Source organism: Pseudomonas sp. A1230 (genome assembly GCF_044218825.1).
Classification (GTDB): domain Bacteria; phylum Pseudomonadota; class Gammaproteobacteria; order Pseudomonadales; family Pseudomonadaceae; genus Aquipseudomonas; species Aquipseudomonas iridis.
Window position 1 is genome coordinate 2,484,509 of sequence record NZ_CP162582.1, and the last position, 23,073, is coordinate 2,507,581.

A 23,073-nucleotide genomic window follows, 5' to 3' on the forward strand; every position below is an offset into this window, starting at 1 on the left:
ACCACAAAAGAGTGCACCCGCTGCCGACATTCGGCGGGAACCCACAACAATAAGGAAAAGATCATGAATCGTGCCCAAACCCTGCCTGGTCTCGCCGTACGTTCTGCCTCGTTCCGGGTCGCCCAATGGCGCATGTTGCTGGCGGCGATGTTCTGTTACCTGTTCTTCTACACCGGTCGACAAACCTTCGGTTTCGCTATCCCGGGTATCCAGGCCGAATTCGGCTTGACCAAGGAAACCCTCGGCTGGGCATCCGCCGCGATGCTCTGGGCCTATGCCATCGGCCAGGCAATCAACGGCAACCTCGCCGACAAATTCGGTGGTCGGCGCATCATGACCCTCGGCGCAGTGCTGTCGTGCGGGGCGAATTGGGTGACCAGTTTTGCCGGTGGACTCACCAGCCTGATCCTGCCGTGGGGCGTTAACGGTTACTTTCAGGCGCTCGGCTGGGCGCCGGGAAGCCGTCTGCTTTCCAATTGGTGGGCGGCCGGCGAGCGCGGCAAGGTTTATGGCTTCTACACCTTCGCCGCGGGTTGCGCGTCGATTCTGTCGTACGTCACCTCCATCGTCATTCTGGAAGTGTTGCAACTGGAATGGCGCTGGATCTTCCGTTTGCCGGTGTTGTTGATGCTGGCCGGCGGGATCATTTTCTATCTGGTCGCTCGCGAACGGCCTCAGGATCTTGGCTTCGAGCCGCTGACTGATACCGGGGTCGCCAACACCGACGACAAACATCAGGAAGCCGCCCACGGCGAGGTCGAGTCCTCGGCGCAGCGCTACAAGGCAGTACTGAAGAATCCACGCTTGCTTATCGCCGCGCTGGCATTGGGTTTCCAGAACGCCGCGCGCTACGGATTGATCGTCTGGGTGCCGGTGCACTTCCTCGGCGCCAACTGGAAAAGCGGCGACAGCATGGTCGATCCGAAGTGGATCACCGTCGCCCTCCCCGTCGGCATGGCGGTCGGCGCCCTGAGCAACGGCTGGGTGTCGGACAAGCTGTTCGGCTCCAGGCGCTATCTGGCGATCATGCTTTATATGGTCCTCGGCGCTGCGACCAGTCTGTGGATGTGGAGCCTGCCGCCGCACAGTCTGGTCGGTCTGGTGGCGTTGTTCCTTTGCGGCTTCTTCGTCTATGGCCCGGCGTCGAGTTTCTGGGCACTGTGTCCTGACCTGGTCGGCGCCAAGCGTGCGGGCACGGCGACCGGGGTGATGAACTTCTCGTCCTATCTGTTCGCCGGACTGGCCGAACCGCTGATCGGCCGTTTGCTTGACTCCACGGCAAATACGTCTCTTATCTTCATCGTGGTCACCAGCGCCTGCCTTTGCAGCGCGGCGGTGGCAATGTTCATCCGACGCTGACGGGGCCTGCATGTACCAGTACCACAAGTGGTTGCGTTCATTTCATGCCGTGGCCAAGACCGGCAGTTTCACCCTCGCCGCCGAGTTTCTGTGCATCGGTCAGCCGACCGTCAGCGAGCAGGTCAACGCGCTGGAGAAAACCTTCTCGGTGGAACTGTTCCATCGTCGCGGGCGCTACATCGAGATGAGCGCGGCCGGGCACAAGCTGTACGCAATTACCCAGGGCCTATTTGGTCAGGAGGATGAGGCGGTGCAACTGCTGCAAAGCTTCAAGCAACGCAAATCCGGCATGCTGCGCCTCGGCGCCGTGTCGCCGCCGATCGCGATGAACCTGACTTACGAACTGATGCAGCGCCACCCTGATATCGAACTGGAGACCTCGTTCTCCTCGGAAAAGGAAACCCTGGCGCGACTGTTCAATTTTGATATCGATGTGGCGATTCTGGCGCTGTCGGAATTCGATCAGCGCTTCCACACGCGGTTGTATCACCGCTATCCGATCATTGCCGTGGTGCGTGATGACCATCCCTGGGCCAGCCAGGAGCAGGTTCACGTCAGCCAGATCAGCCATGAGAAATGGGTGCTGCGCGAGCAGAGTTCACGCACCCGGCAACTGGTGGAAGAAAGCTGCACGCGGCTTAACGTCAGACTCGATTGCGTAATGCAGTTGAACAGCCGCGAGGCGATCGTCCATGCGATCGCCAAAGGCATCGGCATCGGCCTGGTGTCCGCCGTCGAGTATGCGCAGACCCCGGGCACCAAGCCGATCACCTTTGTCGACCATCCGTTCTTCATCGAATACCACTTGTGCTGCCTCGGCATCCGCAGGAACCGACCGGTGATCGCGGAGCTGTTCGACTCGAATTCACCGATGCTCTGATTCAACACTTATTCCAACCGGCCTACCTCCATATCGAGGGACGGCACACGCTCACCTGAAAACGGAGATTGATCATGCAGTACAAGCAACCTACTTACGTGCAAGCCGCGATTCTCGACTGGGCCGGCACCGTTGTTGATTTCGGCTCGTTCGCGCCGACGCAGATTTTCGTCGAAGCCTTCGCCGAGTTCGGTGTCGCCGTGTCGCTGGAAGAGGCTCGTGGCCCGATGGGCATGGGCAAATGGGACCATATCCGCACTTTGTGCAACCTTGATCAGATTGGCGAACGCTACCGCGCCGCGTTTGGTCGCTTGCCGAGCGATGACGACGTGACGGCGATCTACGAGCGTTTCATGCCGCTGCAGATCGAGAAAATCGCCCTCCACTCTGCGTTGATCCCCGGCGCGCTTGAAGCCATTGCGGCGTTGCGTGACAAGGGTTTGAAGATCGGCTCGTGCTCAGGTTATCCGGCGGTGGTCATGGCCAGGGTCATCGAGCTGGCACGGAAAAACGGTTATGTCGCTGACCACGTCGTCGCTACCGATGAAGTGCCCAATGGTCGCCCTTATCCGGCACAGGCACTGGCTAACGTGATAGCGCTGGGCATCAATGACGTGGCTGCGTGCGTGAAGGTTGACGACACCTGGCCGGGAATTCTCGAGGGTCGCAGTGCGGGGATGTGGACGGTGGCGCTGACCTGTTCCGGTAACGCGCTGGGCCTGACCTACGAGCAATACAAGGCGTTGCCGTCGGACAAACTCGCCGAGGAGCGCGCGCGCATCAGCACGATGTTTGCCCCTTCGCGCCCGCATTACCTGATCGACACCATTGCAGAGTTACCCGAGGTGATCGACGACATCAACGCGCGGCTGGCCCGAGGCGAAACCCCTCAAGGCTGCTAAGCCAATCCCCCGTAGGAGCTGCACAAGGCAGCCCCTACAGGGTTGTATCTGTTGAATTTCGGGCAAAAAAAAGCTGCCAGAAATGGCAGCAAAAACTTTAAGAACACGCGATGTGTTGAGCTCAGTATGGGTATCGAATAATGACAGTGTCATGACAAACAACAATTCACTGAACGGCCCCTGACCCGTCATCAGGATGTCATCAAGATAACGGCAGAATCCTCGCAAACCGTCTTGAGCCTCGCGACGGATGCTTTGCAAGGACTGCCATGAAAGACGACGCCTCGCTGTTTGCCGCCATCGACCTGGGTTCGAATGCGTTTCGCTTGATGATCGGCCAGTCGGTCCGCAGTCGCAAAGGCCTGATGATTCAGGAAGTGAAAACCTTGCGCGAACCGGTGCGTCTGGCCGAGGGGCTCGACGGTGGTGCGCTTGACACCCTCGCCCTTGATCGAGGCTGGCAGGCATTGGCGCGGTTCGGCAAGAAACTGCGCGGATTCGAGCCGGGCCGCGTGCGGGCAGTGGCAACCAGTGCCGTGCGTGAGGCCGATAACGCGCAGCTGTTTCTGGCCAGTGCGGAGCGGCATCTGGGCTTTCGCATCGACGTCATCTCAGGGCATGAAGAAGCGCGATTGGTGTACGCAGGCGTGGCCCACGCGTTACCGGGCGTCGAAGACATGCGCCTGGTGGTTGATATCGGTGGCGGTTCTACCGAATTGATCCTCGGCCAGGGTTCACAACCGCTGCTCACCGAAAGCATTGCCATCGGCAGCGGGACATTGAGTGCGCGATTCTTTCGCGGCGGCGAGATCTCCCCCGGTGCGCTGCAAGAAGCCGAACGCGTCGCCATCCTCCAGTTTGAAACAGTCGCTCGACGCTATCGTGCTCAGGGTTGGCAGCAGACCATCGGCTCCTCGGGCACCGCACGGATGCTCGCCAAAGTGCTCAAGGCCAACCGTTTGAACGACTTCGGCGAGGACGGCATCACCTACGCGGGGCTGTTGCGCCTGTCGCTGCTTCTGCTGGAGGTGACGAACGTCCGGCAGCTCAGGCTCCAGGGCCTGCAACCACACCGTCAAAGCATCCTGCCCGGCGGCCTGGTGCTGATGCTCGCCGCGTTCAAGGCGTTCGGCATCTCACAGATGGTGCCATCTGAACCAGGATTGCGCCTGGGTGTGCTGCACGGATTGATGAGCAAGCACTGACCTTGCCACAATTTGCCTGCATTCCCTCAGCAGGATCTGCATGGGTTGAAAATGTGTGAACACCGCTGATCCCTGTGGGAGCTGGCTTGCCAGCGATGAGTTGCGCACATGAGGCACTGAAGCAAACTGACCCACCGCCATCGCTGGCAAGCCACCTCCCACAGGGATCAACGGTGGTGTCGGGGCCTTTTTGTATCCCCTCACGCCTACAGTTTTTTCTGCCCAGCGTTCAAATCCGCATAACCCTCCTCCCTCATAACGCCCGGCCTCTTGGCAAATTCAGTTCTATAGTTAGATCAAAATCGTTGAGCTTTTCAGCCCACCGAATGGTTGCGGGAGATCCCTTCACGGCCTATGTTGCAGGCGAGCTTTTCCCCGCGAATGGAACGCGATCAATCACCAACAAGAGGTGAAGAATGTCAAAGGAATCCCGCCCTGCCGTACTCGGGCTGATAGGAAATACGCCGCTGGTGCAAGTGACCCGCTTCGATACCGGCCCGTGCACACTCTTTCTCAAACTCGAATCACAAAACCCTGGCGGCTCGATCAAGGACCGAATCGGTCTGGCGATGATTGACGCCGCCGAACGTGACGGTCGCCTCACCCCCGGTGGCACCATCGTCGAGGCGACTGCCGGCAACACTGGCCTGGGCCTGGCACTGGTCGGGCGCGCCAAAGGTTATCGCGTGGTGCTGGTGGTCCCGGACAAAATGTCCACGGAAAAAGTCCTGCACTTGAAGGCCATGGGCGCCGAGGTGCACATCACCCGCTCCGACGTCGGCAAGGGTCATCCCGAGTATTACCAGGACGTCGCCGCGCGGTTGGCGAAAGACATTCCCGGCGCATTTTTTGCCGATCAGTTCAACAACCCGGCCAACCCATTGGCCCATGAATGCAGCACCGCGCCGGAAATCTGGGCGCAAACCGAACATGATCTGGATGCAATTGTGGTCGGCGTCGGCTCGGCCGGCACCCTGACCGGGCTGACCCGTTTTTTCAAACGGGTGCAACCGGATCTGGAAATGGTTCTGGCCGACCCGGTTGGCTCGGTGATGGCGCAATACAGCCGCGACGGCTCGCTGCCAACCCCCGGTTCATGGGCGGTTGAAGGCATTGGCGAGGACTTTATTCCGTCGATCACCGACCTCTCCAGCGTACGCCACGCCTATTCGATCAGCGACGAAGAAAGCTTCGACCATGCCCGTCAGTTGCTGCGTGCCGAGGGCATTCTCGGTGGGTCATCGACCGGCACCCTGCTCGCTGCCGCGTTGCGTTATTGCCGCGAACAGACCGAGCCCAAACGCGTGGTGAGTTTCGTCTGCGACACCGGCACGCGCTATTTGTCGAAGGTCTACAACGATCAGTGGATGACCGATCAGGGCCTGTTGCAGCGCAAAGGCTATGGCGACCTGCGGGACTTGATCGCCCGACGTTTTGAAGACGGCCGTGTCATCAGCGTCGGCCCCGATGACACGCTGCTAACTGCCTTCCAGCGCATGCGCCTGGCGGATGTCTCGCAGTTGCCCGTGCTGGTTGAAGGCAAACAACTGGTCGGCGTGATCGACGAATCGGACATTTTGCTGGGGGTGCACGAGGACGCCGCACGCTTCAGCCAATCGGTCTCCAGCGTGATGACCGACAAACTGCAAACCCTCGCGCCCGACGCCCCCCTCGCCGAGCTGGAATCGGTGCTCAGCCGTGGCCTCGTCGCCATCATCGCCGACGCATCGGGCTTCCATGGCTTGATCACCCGCGTCGACATGCTCAACCAATTACGGAGATCCCTCGCATGAGTCAGCAGGACAACAATTCCCAAGGTTTCGCGACCCGGGTAATCCATGCCGGGCAAGAGCCTGATCCGACCACCGGCGCGTTGATGCCGCCGATTTACGCCAACTCCACTTACCTGCAAGACAGCCCCGGCGTGCACAAGGGTTTCGACTACGGGCGCTCGCACAACCCGACGCGTTTTGCCCTCGAGCGCTGCGTGGCGGATCTGGAGGGGGGCACCCGCGGGTTTGCGTTCGCCTCCGGTCTGGCGACGATTTCCACCGTTCTCGAGTTGATTGACGCGGGCTCTCACGTGATTTCCGGCAACGACTTGTACGGCGGCACCTTTCGCTTGTTCGACAAGGTGCGCCAACGCAGCGCCGGGCACCGCTTCAGCTACGTCGACCTGACCGATCTGTCGGCATTCGAAGCGTCGTTACAGGACGACACGCGCATGGTCATGGTCGAGACACCGACCAATCCGCTGCTGAGCCTGTCGGACCTGGCCGCCATCGCCCGCATCTGCCGCGCACGCGGGATCATCAGCGTGGCCGACAACACCTTTGCCAGCCCCTACATCCAGCGCCCGCTGGAGCTGGGTTTCGACATCGTGCTGCACTCGACCACCAAATACCTGAACGGTCACTCCGACGTGATCGGCGGAATCGCCGTGGTCGGGCAGAACGCCGAACTGGCAGAGCGTCTGGGCTTTTTGCAAAACGCGGTCGGTGCGATATCCGGGCCGTTCGATGCGTTTCTTACCTTGCGAGGCGTGAAAACCCTGGCGCTGCGCATGGAGCGTCATTGCAGCAACGCGCAGGATCTGGCGCAGTGGCTGGAACAGCAACCGCAGGTCAAACGCGTCTACTACCCCGGCCTTGAATCGCACCCGCAGCATGAATTGGCCAAGCGGCAGATGCGCGGTTTCGGCGGGATGATTTCCGTGGACCTGAACAGTGATCTGGCCGGCGCACGGCGCTTTCTGGAGAACGTGAAAATCTTCGCCCTGGCGGAAAGTCTGGGCGGCGTTGAAAGCCTGATCGAGCACCCGGCGATCATGACGCACGCCACCATTCCACCCGAAACCCGCGCGAAACTGGGAATTGGCGATGGCTTGGTACGCTTGTCGGTGGGCGTCGAAGACGTCGAAGACCTGCGCGCCGATCTGGCGTATGCCCTGACGAAAATCTAGCGCTGCAAGAACGACAAAGCCCGCACGAGGCGGGCTTTGGTGTTCGAGTAGGCGGCCAGTGCTGGTCTCTGGCTTACAAGGTTTATCAGGCTTCTCACAGTACCGGGCCAAATTGAAAAAGGTAGTGCCTCGGCTGCTTCACACGGCATAAGGGCTGGATCTCAGCGCGGAGATCTTTCTAACCGTGCACCCTTCGGAACGCGCCCCACGTCCCCTTGCTATCCGTTTGCGCATCAGTCTGCGTCTTCACCTACATCTTTGAGACTAGCAAAGGCTTACGGAGGCGGCGCAGGATTTTTAGACTAATCTGAGCTTTGCGCAGAACGTGCAGGAAGGGAAACGCCTAACCCCTGTATATCCACGCTGCGCACTAGCACATTTGTGCTAATCGACCGCTCCGCCACCCGGCGCTATATTCCTCGCACCCCCCGATGCTTCTCAACACTGCCACTTGGCGGTGTGCAGGATCATTGCGCGTGGAAATCAGAACAACACCAAGGAAGAAACACCATGAAACTGCATGCCAACCTCTGCAAGATCTCTCTGATCAGTGCTGTGCTGCTCGGCGTTGCCGGCTGCCAGACCATCAAACCCACCGAAGCCAGCATGAAAGAACGCGCGCAAACGGTGATCGGTAAACCGGTATCGAAAATCGACAACATCCGCAACGACAGCACCCTCACCTACTACACCGCCTACACCCCGGCCGGGGAATACAACTGTGAATTGCCCAGCGGCGTCATCGTCGCCGTGGCAGGCATGGGCATCATGAAGCCGCCGCTGTCGTGCCTGCCCAAAGGCGCTTCACCGATTCCGCTGCAATAATTTCTCCGTCCGGTAAAGGATTGCCTTTGCAAATTGCAGCAGGCTAGCTGCCACAGGGATTTGTGGTGCGGCCGCGATGATCATTTACGGCACATTTTCAGCGAGTTCCGGCTGGCGGTCGCGCAGGGTGCGCAAGGTCGCGCGCAGCTCGGCCGGGCGCACGGGTTTGGACAGGATGGCAATTTGGCGGTCGTGCAAGGCCGCCTGTATTTTTTCGATGTCATGCCCGGTGATGATCATCGCCGGCACCGCCCAGCCGCGCTGCCGGCGCACTTCATCGATACATTCGATGCCGGTGGCATGGGTGCCGAGGTCATAGTCGGCGACGATGATGTCGCAGTCGGTGACCAGATCCGCTGCCGCCAACTCGGCCTGAACCACACAGCCCCAGCGCTCCAGCAATGCTGACGTCGCCAGCAGCACGTTGCGATCATCCTCAACCAGACACACCTTCAACCCGGTCAGCAAACCGACCTGGCGCACCTCATCACGATTGACCGTTGATGGCGGCGGCGCGGCGATCGGCAATCCGTACAAGGTCACCGCCGTGCCCCGCCCAAGCCGCGAACGCAAAGCAACACTCACACCGATCAATTGCCCCAGTCGCTTGACGATCGACAGGCCCAACCCCACACCCTCGACATCCTTGTCGCGCACTTGCCGCACCCGATAGAACTCCTCGAACACCTTTGGCAAATGCTCCTCGGCGATACCATTGCCGCGGTCATAAATCACGATGGCCAGCCCTGCCCCGCGCCGACGCACGCCGATCAGGACCGGCCGATGCGCGCCATATTTGAAGCAATTGGAAAGCACGTTCTGCACCATGGTCGCCAGGAGTACCGGATCGGTGCGCACCCAGTATTTACAGGGGCGCAAGCGCAGGTCGACGCCAGCCCAGCGCGCAGCTTCGGCGTTCTGGTGAATCAGTTCAGTCAGCCATTCGTGCAAGTTGATGGTTTGCAGCTTCGGCAACACCCGTCCGTTATCAAGGGTGTACAGGTCGAGAATGGACCGAAACAGCTGCGACACGTTGAGCAGCGAACGGTCGATGTTGTCCACCAGCCGACGCTCCTCGTCACCCAGCCGCGACTCGCGCAGACACGCGGTAAACAGTCCAATGGAGTGAATCGGCTGACGCAAGTCATGACTGGCCTGCGCGAGAAACCGCGACTTCTCCAGATTGGCCGCGACCGCTTCTTCCGACGCCTTGCGCGTGCGCTCCAGCAACAGATGGGCGTAAAACGGGATCACCGTGCTGGTGATCATCAGCATCAACACCATGAACGGTTGCGCCTGCCACACCGGGGTCAGGCGATAGACACACAGCAGCGCCAGCAACGCCAGGGCCGTGGCAATCGCCAGATAGCGCGAGCCATAACGCATGCCGTTGCCGAGGTTGACCCAAATGATGACCGCATACAGCGGCAACGCCGCCTCGCCTCCCACCACCAGACCAAAGCAGGTGCCGGTGTAATCGTGGACCATGGCGAAAATCCGCCGTGCCGGGTAATGCCCCGGCCAGCGCACAATTGCCTGGCGTAACCCGATAGAAGCCAGCAGAAACACGATGATGTAGGTGATCACCGGTAGATACGTATCGAAGCGCTCGCCCGGCAAAAAACCCAATACGAGCATGTAAACCACGGCAATACTGGCAATGATGATGCGCAGATTGGCCTGGTCGAGTTCGGTATTTTTCTCGAACTTCATGGTAAACGTCCTTGTGCAGCAATCGTCAGATTCGGAAGCAGCCTACAGGCAACGATCGCGCCCGGTGCTAAGGTGCAAGCCTTGAGCAATGCCTGACCCAGGGAGGGACATGCCATGACATGCCGAATTATCATAGCCGACGATCATCCGCTGTTTCGTGAGGCGATGCTGCGCACGGTTCAGCGATTGCTGCCCGAAGCCGTCATCGACGAAGCCGGCGATCTGGACGCGGTGCGGGCGCTGCTGGCACTGGGTGAAGAGCCGGACACACTGATACTGGATCTGCGCTTTCCCGGACTGACCGGCGTCAGCCAGCTCGCCGAACTACGCCAGCGCTTGCCGCGCAGCACGCTGATTGTGGTGTCGATGGTCGATGATGAAGCGTTGATCCGTGACGTCATGGCCGTCGGCATTGACGGCTTTATCGGCAAGAACATTGCGCCGGCCGATATCGGTCAGGCGATTCTGGCGATTCGTGAAGGCGAGGTGCTGGTGAAGTTTGCGCCGTCAGGGCTGTTGCCGCTGGAGACCGGCACCCCGCTCACACCCCCTCAGCAAGACGTCCTGCGCTTGATCGCCCAGGGCAAGACCAACAAGGAAATCGCTCGCGAACTGGATATTTCTCCGTTCACGGTGCGCATTCATGTGTCTTCTTTACTACGCACGCTCAACGTGCCCTCACGGGCGGCCGCTGCGGTGAAATATGCAGGAACTCTGTAGGCGCTGCCGCCACGCTGCGATTTTTTGAGCTTGTCTTTAAAAACCAACATCAAAAGATCGCAGCCTTCGGTAGCTCCTACAGGTGACGGTGTGGGGTTATGGATCGACCTGCGCCATCAACTCCGGCACCGACTCCGGCCGTTTCGCATAGCGCTGCGCCAACACCGCGCAAACCATCAATTGAATCTGATGGAACAGCATCAGCGGCAGGATGAGCACGCCAATGGTGCTGCCGGCAAACAACACCTGAGCCATCGGCACGCCGGTGGCCAGGCTCTTTTTAGAGCCGCAGAACAGAATGGTGATGCGGTCTTCCTGATTGAAACCAAAGGCCTTGCCCAGCAAGGTCGCCGCCACTAGCACCAGTGCCAGCAAAATACAGCAGACCACTACCAGCCCGAGCAACTCGATCAGCGGGATCTGATGCCAGATGCCTTCGTTGACTGCCTCGCTGAACGCGCCGTAAACCACCAGCAGAATCGAACCCTGATCGACAAACTTCAGCCAGTTCTTGTTGCGCCCTACCCACGCGCCGATCCAGCGACGGGCAATCTGACCCACGATGAATGGCAGTAGCAACTGCATGCTGATTTTCAGGATCGCATCGAGGGTCGAACCGCCGTCACCATGGACGTCCAGCAGCAGCGTCACCAGCAACGGCGTGAGGAAAATCCCGAACAGGCTGGATGCCGCCGCACTGCAAATCGCCGCAGGAATGTTGCCTCGCGCCAGCGAAGTGAAGGCAATCGCCGATTGCACCGTTGCGGGTAACGCGCACAGGTAAAGCATGCCCATGTACAACGTGTCGCCGATCAGCGGCGACAGCAGCGGTTTCAAGGCAAACCCCAGCAGCGGGAACAGCACGAAGGTCAGACCGAACACCAACAAATGCAGGCGCCAGTGACCCGCACCGGCGATGATCGATTCACGGGAGAGTTTGGCGCCGTGGAGGAAAAACAGCAGCGCGATGGCGATGTTGGTCAGCCAGCCGAAACCGACCGCGACCTGACCGCTGGCAGGTAGAAAACTCGCCAGTAGCACGACGCCGACCAGCGTCAGGGTGAAGTTGTCGGGCAGGAATCTTGGGCGCGTCATGGTGTGTTCATCCGGGGGTTGCCAGTGCGTGCCGACGACTCTAACGTGAGCGGCAATTACCGACTAACGCCGAAGAGCCTGCAGATGCCGCCTAAAGGACATATCAAAAGTATTCGGCGCAGCATTCCCGGGCTGCCCAGCCTTCCGCGTCCGCTGTACGGACGCACTGAATCCCTGCCCAATCGCGCACTGACCCGCCGCCACAGCCATCCATGGGTGCAATTGTCGTACGCCATTCAAGGGGTGCTTGAGGTCCAGACCAGTGCCGGACGCTTCGTTGCGCCGCCTGAGCGCGCTGTATGGATTCCGGCCGGCGTGCCGCATCGGGTATTCAGTTCGCCACACACCGAAATGCGCAGTCTGTATATCGATTGCAGCGTTGCCGGTTGGGCTGTTGAGCACTGTCATGTGCTCGGTGTCAGCGACTTGCTGCGTGAACTGATCCGCGCATTCAGCCAGGTTCCCGTGGAATACGATCAGTCCGGCCCACACGGACGGCTGGCCCAGGTGATCCTTGATCAACTCGCCGAAGCGCCACAGATCGACCTGATGTTGCCGCTACCGCAAGACGCGCGTTTACGGCAGATCTACCAGAGCCTGGAGCAACATCCCGAACAGCAGACCACGCTGAGCCATTGGAGCGAGAAGTTCGGTGTCACCGAAAAAACCCTCACGCGCCTGTTCCTGCGCGACACCGGCCTGACCTTCCGCGCCTGGCGCCAACGCTTGCGCTTGCTCGGAGCGCTGACGCCACTGGAAAAAGGCGAACGCGTCACCGACGTCGCGCTGGCCTGCGGCTACGACTCGACGTCAGCGTTTATTGCAGCGTTCCGCCAGCAGTTTGGGGAGACGCCGGGGGAGTTTTTTCGCTGATTCGCGATCATCCACGGGGTCAACACTTCGATAAAACCGAACTCTAAGCCAGAAATAAACGATTTTTCTTTCACCCAAACACGTCGCTAGCATGGCCTCGTCTGACCCTGATACAACCAGAAAAAGGGAGCGTGACATGCCAGAAACGAACATCAATATCGGCGAACCGTGGATGTGGGGCGCCTTCATCGTCTTCGTACTTGCGATGTTAGCACTGGACCTTTTTGTGTTCGGCGGGCGCAAGGCGCATCGGGTTTCAGTGCGGGAAGCCTCGGCATGGGTCATTGCCTGGTGCTTGCTGGCGCTGAGCTTCGCCGGGCTGCTGTGGTGGTATCTGAACGGCGAATTCGGCGGCGAAATCGCCCGACAGAAAACCCTGGAATTCCTCACCGGTTATCTGATCGAGCAGTCGCTGTCGATCGACAACATGTTTATCTTCGTGATGATCTTCACCTACTTCGCCGTGCCGCCGGAGTTGCAGCGTCGGGTGCTGCTGTACGGCGTACTCGGGGCGATCGTGATGCGCGCGGTGATGATTTTTGCCGGGGTGTGGCTGGTGTCGCAGTTCGAGTGGCTGCTGTACGTGTTCGGGGTGTTCCTGATAATCACCGGTATCAAGATGCTGATCTTTGCCGATCAGCAACCGGATCTGGAGAAAAACCCTTTATTGCGCTGGGTGCGCGGGCATATGCGCATAACCAGCGGCTTTCATGGCGAACGGTTTTTTGTCCTGCAAAACGGTGTGCGCTGGGCCACGCCGATGTTTCTGGTGCTGGTGCTGATCGAGGCCAGCGACTTGATGTTCGCGGTCGACAGCATCCCGGCGATCTTCGCCGTCACCACTGACCCGTTCATCGTCTTCACCTCGAACATCTTCGCGATCATGGGCCTGCGGGCGCTGTACTTTCTGCTGGCGGACATGGCCGACCGCTTCCACCTGCTCAAGTACGGTTTGGCGATCGTGCTGGTGTTTATCGGCGGCAAGATGACATTGATGCCGTGGTTCCACATGCCGGTGGAATGGTCGTTGGCGGTGGTGGGTGGGGTGATTTTCGGGTCGGTGCTGCTGAGCCTGATCACGACGAAGGGCAAAGCGCCGGAAAACCAGTCCCCCTGAAACCCCGTGGGAGCGAGCCTGCTCGCGAAGGCGTCGTGTCATTCAACGATTATGTTGGCTGATCCACCGCATTCGCGAGCAGGCTCGCTTCCACAGGATTGTGTGCTGTCAATTACCGGATTTGATGCTGGTCCAGACCCGGGTGCGTACACGCTCGACTTTTTGCGGTAACGGCTGAACGACGTAAAGGGTTTTCAGCGCCTCGGGGGTCGGCGTCAGGTTCGGGTTGCCAGTGATTTCCTTGTTGATCAACACCATCGAATCCTTGTTCGCATTCGGGTAACCGAGGAAATCACTGATCGGCGCGATGACCTTCGGGTCAAGCAGGTTGTTGAGAAACTCATGAGCCTCGGCGACGTTCTTCGCGCTCTTCGGAATCGCGAACGTATCGAACCAGATCGGCGCGCCTTCCTTCGGCAAGCGCCAGTCGACCACGACACCATTGCCCGACTCTTTCGCGCGATTGCCGAACTGATAGAAGCTGCCGGAGTAACCGATGGCTACGCAGATGTCGCCGTTGGCGATGTCGGTCATGTATTTGGCGGAGTTGAAGTAGGTTACGTAGGGGCGAACCTTGAGCATGAGCTCTTTGGCTTTTTCGTAGTCGGCGGGGTTTTGGCTGTTCGGGTCGAGGCCCAGATAATGCAAGGCCAGCGGCAGAATTTCCGTCGGCGAATCAAGCATCGCCACACCGCAGGATTTCAGCTTTTCCATGTTCTCGGGCTTGAACACCAGATCCCAGCTGTCCACCGGCGCATTCTCGCCCAGCGCCGCCTTGACCTTGGCCGGGTTGAAGCCGATCAGCACAGTACCGACCATGTAGGGAACGCCGTACTGGTTGCCGGGATCGTTCTTGCCCAGCAGCTTCAACAACTCCGGATCCTGGTGCTTCCAGTTGGGCAACTTCGACTTGTCGAGTTTCTGAAACACACCGGCCTTGATCTGGGTCTCGAGAAACTGGTTCGACGGCACCACGAGGTCGTAACCGGAGTTACCGGTCAGCAGTTTGGCTTCCAGGGATTCGTTAGTGTCGAAGGTGTCCCAGGTCACTTTGATGCCGCTTTGCGCTGCGAAATCCTTGGGCACCGCCGGCAGGATGTAATCCGCCCAGTTATACACCCGCAGTTCGCGCTGCTCGGCCTGGACCGCGCTGGCCAGCAGCGTCAGTCCACAAACGGTGGCACCCAGAATACGTTTCATCGTGACCATGGTTGTTTTCCCAAAAAGCGACGTGAGTTCGATGGTTTTTATGTTCTGTACACGGCAGTGGCTAAAGATAGCCAAGGGTAAAAAGGTCTGGCGTTTCGTTGTGGCTTTGATTCTTGCTGACCGCGTAGATGGATCACAGTGGGCGATGGGCCAAAAGGGGATCGATATGGCCAATTTGAATGACCACTGTTATGCGCAAACAAAAGTAGCCGGTGAATGGCTGGGCATTGTTCGTACTCGATTCACCCACTTCGCGACTATTCAAACCCCGTTGGACATCGGCTTTTCGACGCAAAAGCCACGCTTATCGGCTCCGCTTAAAAGCCCTTGCAAAGAACAAATACTGGTATACCATCAGACCAACAAATACATAATAATCGTGTCACAACAACCGAGGACTGCCCAATGATCGATGCCGCCATCTACAAACAAGTCATGGGCTCGTTCCCGTCCGGCGTAACCGTCATCACTACCCTGGACGACGACGGTCAGATCGTCGGTCTGACCGCCAGCGCCTTCAGTTCGCTGTCGATCGATCCGGCTCTGGTGCTGTTCTGCCCCAACTACAGCTCCGACTCCTACCCGGTGCTGATCAAGAACAAACGTTTTGCGATCCACGTTTTGTCTGGCGGTCAGCAAAGCGAGGCCTACGCCTTCGCCCGTAAAGGCAAGGACAAGGCACAGGGCATCGAGTGGACATTGAGCGAGCTGGGCAATCCGATTCTGGCCAACGCGACAGCGGTGATCGAGTGCGAGTTGTGGCGCGAATACGAAGGTGGCGACCACGCGATCATGGTCGGTGCGGTGAAGAACCTGATCGTGCCCGAACAGTGCGCCGGACCGCTGGTGTATTGCCACGGCAAAATGGGCGCCCTGCCCGTCCTGGCCTGATCAAAACCTCCAGACTCATGCAGATCAAATGTGGGAGCGAGCCTGCTCGCGAAAGCGGTGTTACAGGCAAGCAGATGGCGACTGACACGACGCCAACGCGAGCAGACTCGCTCCTGCAGTTTTGCGGCCACAACAACAAAAAATCCGAGGAAGCGTCATGAAATTTTCCCTGTTCGTACACATGGAACGCTGGGACGAAAGCGTCAGCCACCGCCAACTGTTCGAAGACCTCACCGAACTGACCCTGATGGCCGAGGCCGGCGGTTTCAGCACCGTGTGGATCGGCGAACACCACGCCATGGAATACACCATCTCGCCGAGCCCGATGCCGCTGCTGGCCTACCTCGCAGCCAAAACCACCAACATCCACCTCGGCGCCGGCACCATCATCGCGCCGTTCTGGCACCCGCTGCGGGTCGCCGGTGAATGCGCGTTGCTCGACGTCATCAGCAACGGCCGCATGGAAGTCGGCCTCGCCCGTGGCGCTTATCAGGTTGAATTCGATCGCATGGCCGGCGGCATGCCCGCATCAAGCGGCGGCCAGGCCCTTAGAGAAATGGTCCCGGTGGTTCGCGCCCTCTGGCAAGGCGACTACGCCCACGACGGCGACATCTGGAAATTCCCCACCTCCACCAGCGTGCCGAAACCCATCCAGAAGCCCAATCCACCGATGTGGATCGCCGCCCGCGACCCGGACTCACACAACTTCGCCGTCGCCAACGGCTGCAACGTGATGGTCACGCCTTTGATGAAGGGCGATGAAGAAGTCCTCGACCTGAAGAATAAATTCCAGACCGCACTGGACAACAACCCAAATGTACCGCGCCCGCAATTGATGGTCCTGCGCCATACCCACGTGCACACCGCAGATGACCCGGAAGGCTGGAAAGTCGGGGCGAAAGCGATTTCGCGGTTCTACCGCACGTTTGATGCGTGGTTTGGCAACAAAGAAACGCCGGTGAACGGCTTTCTCGCGCCGAGTCCGGAGGAGAAGTTCGCAGGGCGTCCGGAGTTTGAACTCGAGAGTTTGCACAAGACGGCGATGATCGGGACGCCGGAAGAGATCATTCCGCGGATCAAGTACTACCAGGAACTGGGGGTGGATGAGTTTAGTTTTTGGTGTGATAACAGCTTGCCGCATGAGGAGAAGAAGAAGTCGTTGGCGTTGTTTATCAAGCATGTGGTGCCGGCGTTTCGCTGAAAGCCGTTGCGCACTCCATAACTGAAAACGGGGGAGCATTCATCAGGATGAACGCTCCCCTTCGTTTCCGTCGAGGACGCTGTTAAAAACGATTTTTCAGTGCTCGACGCCGAATCGGGTCGCCACCTCATTCGCCGCCAACACGCGACCGTCCGCTGCCTTCAGTTCAATCTTGCGGATCGGCTGCCGATTCTTCGCATCGACCATCACTGATCCCGCCTCACCCGGCTCGTACATAAACTCGCCGCCCCATTGCGACAGCGCGACAATCACGGTCTGCAGGGCCTTGCCGCGTTCGGTCAGCACATATTCCTTATAGGCGCCGCCATCGGCTGCCGGCACTGTTTGCAGGATGCCCTGCTCCACCAGCGCCTTGAGGCGGGCGCTAAGCATGTTTTTGGCGATATCCAGGTTCTTTTGAAAATCGCTGAACCGGCGTATGCCCTCCAGCGCATCGCGGATGATCAGCAACGACCACCAGTCACCGATCAGGTCCAGTGTCCGGGCAACCGGGCAGGCATTGCCCTGCAGGCTTTTGCGCTTCACGTCAACGTACTCCCTCAAACCAGTGATCGGCCTTGTGGCTCAGGGTTGCATCATACAACCCTGATGCCGAGATCCAACCCAGCACCTGCATACAAGTGACCGGTTGCGATTGCGGGGATAGTGAAGGCTGCCTTTTCGGCAATCCATGCACGCCCTTCGAAGAACCCTGACGCAAGGAGTTTCCATGAGCACGCTCACCACGCAAGATGGCACCGAAATCTATTACAAGGACTGGGGCAGCGGTAAGCCCGTGCTGTTCAGCCACGGCTGGCCGCTGGATGCCGACATGTGGGAATACCAGATGGAATACCTGAGCAGTCGTGGCTATCGCACCATCGCTTTCGACCGTCGGGGTTTCGGCCGTTCCGATCAACCGTGGACCGGTTACGACTACGACACCTTTGCCGATGACATCGCGCAACTGATCAATCATCTGGACCTGCGTGAAGTGACGCTGGTAGGTTTCTCCATGGGCGGCGGCGATGTCAGTCGCTACATCGCCCGGCACGGCAGCGAGCGCGTTGCCGGGTTGGTTTTACTGGGCGCAGTGACGCCGCTGTTTGGCAAGAAAGACGACTTCCCGCAGGGCGTAGATACGTCGGTGTTCGATGGCATCAAGGCCGGTCTGCTGAAAGATCGCGCGCAGTTCATTGCGGACTTTGCCGCGCCGTTCTATGGCACCAATCAGGGCCAGACCGTCTCCGATGGCGTGCTGACGCAAACCCTGAACGTCGCGCTGCTGGCGTCGCTCAAAGGCACCGTGGACTGCGTGACTGCCTTCTCGGAAACCGACTTCCGTCCGGACATGGCGAAGATCGATGTGCCGACGTTGGTGATTCATGGCGACGGCGACCAGATCGTGCCGTTCGAAACCACCGGCAAACAGGCTGCCGCGCAGATCAAAGGGGCTGAACTCAAGGTTTATGCCGGTGCACCACATGGTTTTGCGGTGACGCATGCGCAGGCGCTGAATGAGGATTTGTTGGCGTTTCTCAGCCGATAACCCTGGTCAATCAAACCTGACACTAACCTGTGGCGAGGGAGCAGACTCCCTCGCCACAATTCAAGCGTCATTCTCAAGTGAAACAGCATCACGTCATGTGGGCCTTGTGCATTGCACTATGGTATTTGTCACGACCGACGACCACCAAGGAGGGAAACCCGATGCTGCGAATTCTGGGCAAGGCTTCATCAATCAATGTGCGCAAAGTGCTGTGGACGTGCGCCGAACTGCAGGTCCCGTTCGAGCGTGAAGATTGGGGCTCGGGCTTCAAATCCACCGACTCCTTGGAGTTCCTGGCGCTCAACCCCTGCGCCATGGTTCCGGTGATTCAGGATGGTGATTTCACACTGTGGGAATCCAATTCGATCATTCGTTATCTGGTGGCGCGGTATGACGGCTCGCACCTTTACCCGGCTGATGCGCGCGAGCGGGCGCGGATCGATCAGTGGCTGGACTGGCAGCCATCGGAGCTGAACCGCTCGTGGTCGTATCCGCTCATGTCGCTGGTGCGCAAATCACCGGACTACCAAGACCCGGAGGCATTGGCTGCTGGATGCCGGGCGTGGTCGCGCAACATGGAAATACTCGACCGGCAGCTGGAAAAAACCGGCGCCTATGTCAGCGGCGAGCAGTTTTCCCTGGCCGATATCCCGATTGGCTTGTCAGTCAATCGCTGGTTCGAGACGCCGCTCGCTCATCCGCACCTGCCCGCGGTCAATGCCTACTACGAGCGCTTGAGCCAACGTCCCGGTTATCTGCTTTACGGCCGCAACGGCACGCCGTGATCAAGGCTATTTCGCCTTGAACGCCTCACGCCGCGCCTGCCGTTCGGCGGCGTAGGCTTCTCGCGGCTGGCTGATCAGGTCTGCGCGCCGCAAAGGTTCGCCGCAGTGGTCGCATAGCGGACCCAAACCTGCGTCGTGATGACAGGTTTTGTGGGTCATGTTCACTGCCACTCCCTCTTCCGGTGCCTTGCACCAGGTTTCTCCCCACGCCCGCAACGCAATCACCACCGGATAAAACGCCTCGCCTTTCGCGGTGAGGTGGTACTCGTAGCGTTTCGGCCGCTCGTTGTACAAACGACGCTCGACTAGTCCGTGCGCCTCGAGGTTTTTCAGGCGGGCGGCGACCATCTGCGGGGTGCCAGCGGTTTGCGCCAGGATCTCGTCATAGCGATGGCTGCCCATAAACAACTCGCGCAAAACCAGTACGGTCCAGCGGTCACCTACGATTGCCTCCGCCCGCGCCACCGGGCACAGCGTGTCAGCAGACGGACTATCATTTATTGCCATCAGCGCTTGCCTCTTTCTTGATTACTATGATTATCATACTAACATGGCGCCGGGACGAGCCCTGCGCACTGTTCAAACTCTTTGCCGGAGCAAACAGCCATGTTGCCACCTCGCTATCCACTGGACAGAACCGCTTACTTGCTGGTCGATCCGTATAACGATTTTCTCTCGGAGGGCGGCAAGGTCTTCCCACTGATCAAACCGATGGCCGACCAGAACGGTTTACTCGACAACCTGCGCAAACTCGACCGCGCCGTGCGCGGCCTGCAGATTCCGGTAGTCATCGTCCCCCATCATCGCTGGGAAAAAGGCGATTACGAAAACTGGGATCACCCCACCCCGACCCAATGCAAGATCATGCACATGCACCATTTTGCCCGTGGCGAATGGGGCGGTGAATGGCATCCGGACTTCGCGCCGCAGGACGGCGACATCGTGGTTCAAGAACATTGGGGCTCCAGTGGTTTCGCCAACACCGATCTGGATTTTCGCCTGAAACAGAAAGGCATCACCCACGTGATCATCGCCGGTCTGCTGGCCAACACCTGCATCGAAGCCACCGCCCGCTATGCTGCTGAACTTGGCTATCACGTCACTTTGGTGCGCGATGCCACCGCCGCGCTCAAAGCGGAAATGATGCACGCCGCTCACGAACTCAACGGCCCGACCTTCGCCCATGTCATCGCCAGCACCGACGGACTGATCGCCAGCCTCAACCCACACGGTGCAGCGCAGTGAGCCGATCCGGCGTTTGACACGGGTCGTATGCGTGGAAACTTTCGTGGCCATCGCCGACACCCTGTGCCAAAAATCACAATCACACACCGTGTCAATTACTCTTCTGCACGCACCACACCGCGCTCCTCAAGCAAGCGCACGAACATGCTCAAACTGCGCGACACCGTGCCCCGCCGCCACACCAGCCAAGTGGTCAGGTAGCGGAAATCTGCTGCCAGCGGCCAGACACTCACCGTCGCGCTGCCGGGCATGCTTTGCAGCATTTTGCGTGGCATCAGCGCCAGGCCTGCGCCGGCGCTGACGCAAGCGAGCATGCCGTGATAGGACTCCATTTCGAAGATCTTGCCGGGCACGGCGGCGTCGGTGCTGAACCATTTTTCGAAGTGGTGACGGTAGGAGCAGTTGGAGCGAAACGCATAGATGCTCTCGCCGTTCACATCCGCCGCACGCTGAACTGGCGGGTGGTTAAGCGGTGCGATGATGACCATTTCCTCTTCAAACGCCGGCACGCCCTCCAGCGCCGGATGCAACACCGGGCCGTCGACAAATGCAGCGGCCAGACGCCCGGATAGCACGCCGTCGATCATTGTCCCGGACGGACCGGTAGACAGGTCCAGATCGACTTTCGGGTGCAACTGGTTATACGCCGCCAGCAGTTCAGGGATGCGCACCGCGGCGGTACTTTCCAGCGAACCCAGAGGAAATGCGCCCTGGGGTTCTTCACCGGCAACCGTGGCCCGGGCCTCTTGCACCAGATCGAGAATGCGCCGTGCGTATTCAAGAAAGCTCCAACCGGCCGGTGACAGGCGCAAACGGCTTTTTTCACGAATAAACAGATCGACGCCCAAATCCTGCTCAAGCTGTTTGATTCGCGTGGTCAGGTTCGACGGCACGCGATGGATCTGCGCGGCGGCGGCGCTGATGCTGCCTTGTTCGGCCACGGCTTTGAAGATTTCCAGCTGCACCAGATCCATAGTCATTCTCTAATCGTGAAAGAAACGATCTTTATTATTCAGTTTCCAGAACACAAACGCCACCCTACTCTAGGCCCATCCCATGAATACGCAGGACGAAAGCCATGAGCCAGATTTCCAGCCAGACCCACGCCATTTCGATCAACCCTGCCACTGGCGAGCAGATCGGCCACTACGCGTTTGAATCCGCAGAAGCCCTCGATGCCGCGCTGACCCGCGCAGCCTTCGGCTTCGGCAAGTGGAAACGCAAGCCGTTGCAAGACCGCTCTCGCGCTCTGACCGCTCTCGCCGGCGCGCTGCGTGAAACCGCTGAGGCCATGGCCACCATGATCACCCTGGAGATGGGCAAGCCCATTGCCCAGGCCCGCGGTGAAATCGAAAAATGCGCCAAGCTCTGCGAGTGGTACGCCGAACATGGCCCGGCCATGCTCGATGCTGAACCGACTCAGGTTGAAGGCGGCAAGGCGCGCATCGAATACCGTCCGCTCGGCCCGATTCTCGCCGTGATGCCGTGGAACTTCCCGATCTGGCAAGTGCTGCGCGGTGCCGTTCCAGCGCTTATCGCCGGCAATACCTACGTCCTCAAGCATGCGCCTAACGTGATGGGCAGCGCTTATTCGCTGCGCGATGCGTTTACCCGCGCAGGTTTTGCCCCCGGCGTGTTTGAAGTGATCAACGTCACTCCGGAAGGCGTCTCCAGCGCCATCGCCGACCCGCGCATTGCTGCCGTTACGCTGACCGGCAGCGTCCGCGCTGGCATGGCCATCGGCGCTCAGGCAGGTGCCGCGCTGAAGAAATGCGTGCTGGAGTTGGGCGGATCTGATCCGTTTATCGTGCTCAATGACGCCAATCTCGACGAAGCCGTTCAGGCCGCGGTGATCGGTCGCTACCAGAACTCCGGTCAGGTCTGCGCGGCGGCCAAGCGACTGATCATCGAAGAAGGCGTCGTTGAAGCGTTCACCCGCAAATTCGTTGAGGCAACGCGCAAGCTGAAGGTGGGCGATCCGCTGTCTGCCGACACTTACATCGGGCCGATGGCGCGTTTTGATCTGCGTGATGAACTGGATCAGCAAGTGCGCGACACCCTCGAAGAAGGAGCGACCCTGTTGCTCGGCGGCGGCAAAACCGCTGGGGCTGGCAACTACTACGAACCGACCGTGCTGGCTGACGTTACCGACCGCATGACCTCGTTCAAACAGGAACTGTTCGGCCCGGTTGCCTCAATCATCACCGCCCGCGATTGCGCGCATGCCGTCGCGTTGGCCAACGACAGCGAATTCGGTCTGACCGCGACGATCTACACCGCCAATGTGCAACTGGCACAGCAACTGACCAGCGAGCTGGAAACCGGCGGCGTATTCATCAACGGTTATTCCGCCAGCGACCCGCGCGTGACCTTCGGTGGCGTGAAGAAGAGTGGGTTTGGCCGTGAGCTGTCGCACTTCGGCGTTCGCGAGTTCTGCAATGCGCAGACTGTGTGGCTGGATCGCCGCTGATCATTAGCAGAAAATGCTGCCGCTCGATGCCCTGCAAGTTGCCCATTGCCGTGGGCCTTCTATAGTGATCAG

The 23,073-nt window shown here is 59.3% G+C and carries 23 protein-coding genes; 17 read left to right on the forward strand and 6 right to left on the reverse strand.

Going from position 1 to position 23,073, the window contains the following annotated elements:
* Positions 1-63 precede the first annotated feature (63 nt).
* The 7 genes from AB4P97_RS11660 (at position 64) to AB4P97_RS11690 (ending at position 8,133) form a co-directional block, all read left to right on the forward strand.
* On the forward strand, positions 64-1,359 hold the full coding sequence (locus AB4P97_RS11660) for an MFS transporter (RefSeq protein ID WP_042559526.1): 1,296 nt from the start codon (positions 64-66) through the stop codon (positions 1,357-1,359).
* 10 nt (positions 1,360-1,369) lie between these two features.
* On the forward strand, positions 1,370-2,239 hold the full coding sequence (locus AB4P97_RS11665) for a LysR substrate-binding domain-containing protein (RefSeq protein ID WP_047301690.1): 870 nt from the start codon (positions 1,370-1,372) through the stop codon (positions 2,237-2,239).
* Between the two features lie 74 nt (positions 2,240-2,313).
* Positions 2,314-3,141, forward strand: a complete 828-nt coding sequence (phnX, locus tag AB4P97_RS11670) for a phosphonoacetaldehyde hydrolase (protein ID WP_395602690.1) — start codon at positions 2,314-2,316, stop codon at positions 3,139-3,141.
* Positions 3,142-3,410: 269 nt separating this feature from the next.
* Complete coding sequence (locus AB4P97_RS11675) at positions 3,411-4,346, forward strand: Ppx/GppA family phosphatase (protein WP_042559529.1); 936 nt, start codon at positions 3,411-3,413, stop codon at positions 4,344-4,346.
* 416 nt (positions 4,347-4,762) lie between these two features.
* Positions 4,763-6,139, forward strand: coding sequence for a pyridoxal-phosphate dependent enzyme (locus tag AB4P97_RS11680; protein ID WP_115147322.1), 1,377 nt, complete (start codon positions 4,763-4,765; stop codon positions 6,137-6,139).
* The gene (locus tag AB4P97_RS11685) at positions 6,136-7,308 is read left to right on the forward strand and encodes a cystathionine gamma-synthase (RefSeq protein WP_047301695.1); all 1,173 of its coding nucleotides are present in this window, start codon (positions 6,136-6,138) and stop codon (positions 7,306-7,308) included. The genes AB4P97_RS11680 and AB4P97_RS11685 overlap by 4 nt, the downstream gene beginning before the upstream one ends.
* A 510-nt stretch (positions 7,309-7,818) precedes the next feature.
* Positions 7,819-8,133 carry a hypothetical protein gene (locus tag AB4P97_RS11690; protein ID WP_042559532.1) on the forward strand — a complete coding sequence of 105 codons (315 nt, stop codon included), beginning with the start codon at positions 7,819-7,821 and terminating at the stop codon, positions 8,131-8,133.
* An 84-nt stretch (positions 8,134-8,217) separates the two neighbouring features.
* Here AB4P97_RS11690 and AB4P97_RS11695 read toward each other — a convergent pair whose 3' ends face one another.
* Positions 8,218-9,846, reverse strand: coding sequence for a hybrid sensor histidine kinase/response regulator (locus tag AB4P97_RS11695; protein WP_395602691.1), 1,629 nt, complete (start codon positions 9,844-9,846; stop codon positions 8,218-8,220).
* A gap of 114 nt (positions 9,847-9,960) precedes the next feature.
* Here AB4P97_RS11695 and AB4P97_RS11700 point away from each other — a divergent pair, with 114 nt between their 5' ends.
* Positions 9,961-10,566 carry a LuxR C-terminal-related transcriptional regulator gene (locus AB4P97_RS11700; RefSeq protein ID WP_395602692.1) on the forward strand — a complete coding sequence of 202 codons (606 nt, stop codon included), beginning with the start codon at positions 9,961-9,963 and terminating at the stop codon, positions 10,564-10,566.
* Between the two features lie 96 nt (positions 10,567-10,662).
* Here the strand turns inward: AB4P97_RS11700 and AB4P97_RS11705 are convergent, their stop codons facing one another.
* Entirely contained in the window at positions 10,663-11,661 is a 999-nt protein-coding gene (locus AB4P97_RS11705) for a bile acid:sodium symporter family protein (RefSeq protein WP_395602693.1), read from the reverse strand.
* A gap of 84 nt (positions 11,662-11,745) precedes the next feature.
* Between AB4P97_RS11705 and AB4P97_RS11710 the strand changes: the two genes are divergently transcribed.
* Together AB4P97_RS11710 and AB4P97_RS11715 are read left to right on the forward strand one after the other, a co-directional pair.
* Complete coding sequence (locus AB4P97_RS11710) at positions 11,746-12,534, forward strand: helix-turn-helix domain-containing protein (protein WP_115147325.1); 789 nt, start codon at positions 11,746-11,748, stop codon at positions 12,532-12,534.
* Positions 12,535-12,670: 136 nt separating this feature from the next.
* Positions 12,671-13,651 (forward strand): TerC family protein, encoded by a 981-nt coding sequence (locus AB4P97_RS11715; protein WP_042559537.1) that lies wholly within the window; start codon positions 12,671-12,673, stop codon positions 13,649-13,651.
* Between the two features lie 108 nt (positions 13,652-13,759).
* On the opposite strand, the gene AB4P97_RS11720 is transcribed toward AB4P97_RS11715, so the two are convergent.
* On the reverse strand, positions 13,760-14,860 hold the full coding sequence (locus AB4P97_RS11720; protein ID WP_115147326.1) for a polyamine ABC transporter substrate-binding protein: 1,101 nt from the start codon (positions 14,858-14,860) through the stop codon (positions 13,760-13,762).
* Between AB4P97_RS11720 and AB4P97_RS11725 the strand changes: the two genes are divergently transcribed.
* The 3 genes from AB4P97_RS11725 to AB4P97_RS11735 all read left to right on the forward strand — a co-directional run bounded on the left by AB4P97_RS11725 (position 14,853) and on the right by AB4P97_RS11735 (position 16,952).
* Positions 14,853-15,269, forward strand: a complete 417-nt coding sequence (locus AB4P97_RS11725; RefSeq protein ID WP_395602694.1) for a hypothetical protein — start codon at positions 14,853-14,855, stop codon at positions 15,267-15,269. The genes AB4P97_RS11720 and AB4P97_RS11725 overlap by 8 nt on opposite strands.
* Positions 15,266-15,751: a flavin reductase family protein gene (locus tag AB4P97_RS11730; protein ID WP_047301703.1), complete on the forward strand. Its 486-nt coding sequence runs from the start codon at positions 15,266-15,268 to the stop codon at positions 15,749-15,751. The genes AB4P97_RS11725 and AB4P97_RS11730 overlap by 4 nt, the downstream gene beginning before the upstream one ends.
* A gap of 157 nt (positions 15,752-15,908) precedes the next feature.
* On the forward strand, positions 15,909-16,952 hold the full coding sequence (locus AB4P97_RS11735; RefSeq protein WP_395602695.1) for an LLM class flavin-dependent oxidoreductase: 1,044 nt from the start codon (positions 15,909-15,911) through the stop codon (positions 16,950-16,952).
* Positions 16,953-17,048: 96 nt separating this feature from the next.
* Here AB4P97_RS11735 and AB4P97_RS11740 read toward each other — a convergent pair whose 3' ends face one another.
* Complete coding sequence (locus tag AB4P97_RS11740) at positions 17,049-17,498, reverse strand: helix-turn-helix domain-containing protein (RefSeq protein ID WP_042559542.1); 450 nt, start codon at positions 17,496-17,498, stop codon at positions 17,049-17,051.
* A 184-nt stretch (positions 17,499-17,682) separates the two neighbouring features.
* Here AB4P97_RS11740 and AB4P97_RS11745 point away from each other — a divergent pair, with 184 nt between their 5' ends.
* Together AB4P97_RS11745 and AB4P97_RS11750 are read left to right on the forward strand one after the other, a co-directional pair.
* On the forward strand, positions 17,683-18,501 hold the full coding sequence (locus AB4P97_RS11745; protein ID WP_395602696.1) for an alpha/beta fold hydrolase: 819 nt from the start codon (positions 17,683-17,685) through the stop codon (positions 18,499-18,501).
* Positions 18,502-18,662: 161 nt separating this feature from the next.
* Positions 18,663-19,286, forward strand: coding sequence for a glutathione S-transferase family protein (locus AB4P97_RS11750; RefSeq protein WP_395602697.1), 624 nt, complete (start codon positions 18,663-18,665; stop codon positions 19,284-19,286).
* Between the two features lie 6 nt (positions 19,287-19,292).
* Here the strand turns inward: AB4P97_RS11750 and AB4P97_RS11755 are convergent, their stop codons facing one another.
* Positions 19,293-19,793 (reverse strand): helix-turn-helix domain-containing protein, encoded by a 501-nt coding sequence (locus tag AB4P97_RS11755; RefSeq protein ID WP_042559545.1) that lies wholly within the window; start codon positions 19,791-19,793, stop codon positions 19,293-19,295.
* A 99-nt stretch (positions 19,794-19,892) separates the two neighbouring features.
* On the opposite strand from AB4P97_RS11755, the gene AB4P97_RS11760 reads away from it, so the two are divergent.
* Positions 19,893-20,531, forward strand: coding sequence for an isochorismatase family cysteine hydrolase (locus AB4P97_RS11760; RefSeq protein WP_395602698.1), 639 nt, complete (start codon positions 19,893-19,895; stop codon positions 20,529-20,531).
* 95 nt (positions 20,532-20,626) lie between these two features.
* Here the strand turns inward: AB4P97_RS11760 and AB4P97_RS11765 are convergent, their stop codons facing one another.
* Positions 20,627-21,505, reverse strand: a complete 879-nt coding sequence (locus AB4P97_RS11765; protein WP_395602937.1) for a LysR family transcriptional regulator — start codon at positions 21,503-21,505, stop codon at positions 20,627-20,629.
* 104 nt (positions 21,506-21,609) lie between these two features.
* On the opposite strand from AB4P97_RS11765, the gene AB4P97_RS11770 reads away from it, so the two are divergent.
* Positions 21,610-23,001: an aldehyde dehydrogenase family protein gene (locus tag AB4P97_RS11770; RefSeq protein WP_395602699.1), complete on the forward strand. Its 1,392-nt coding sequence runs from the start codon at positions 21,610-21,612 to the stop codon at positions 22,999-23,001.
* Positions 23,002-23,073: the final 72 nt, after the last annotated feature.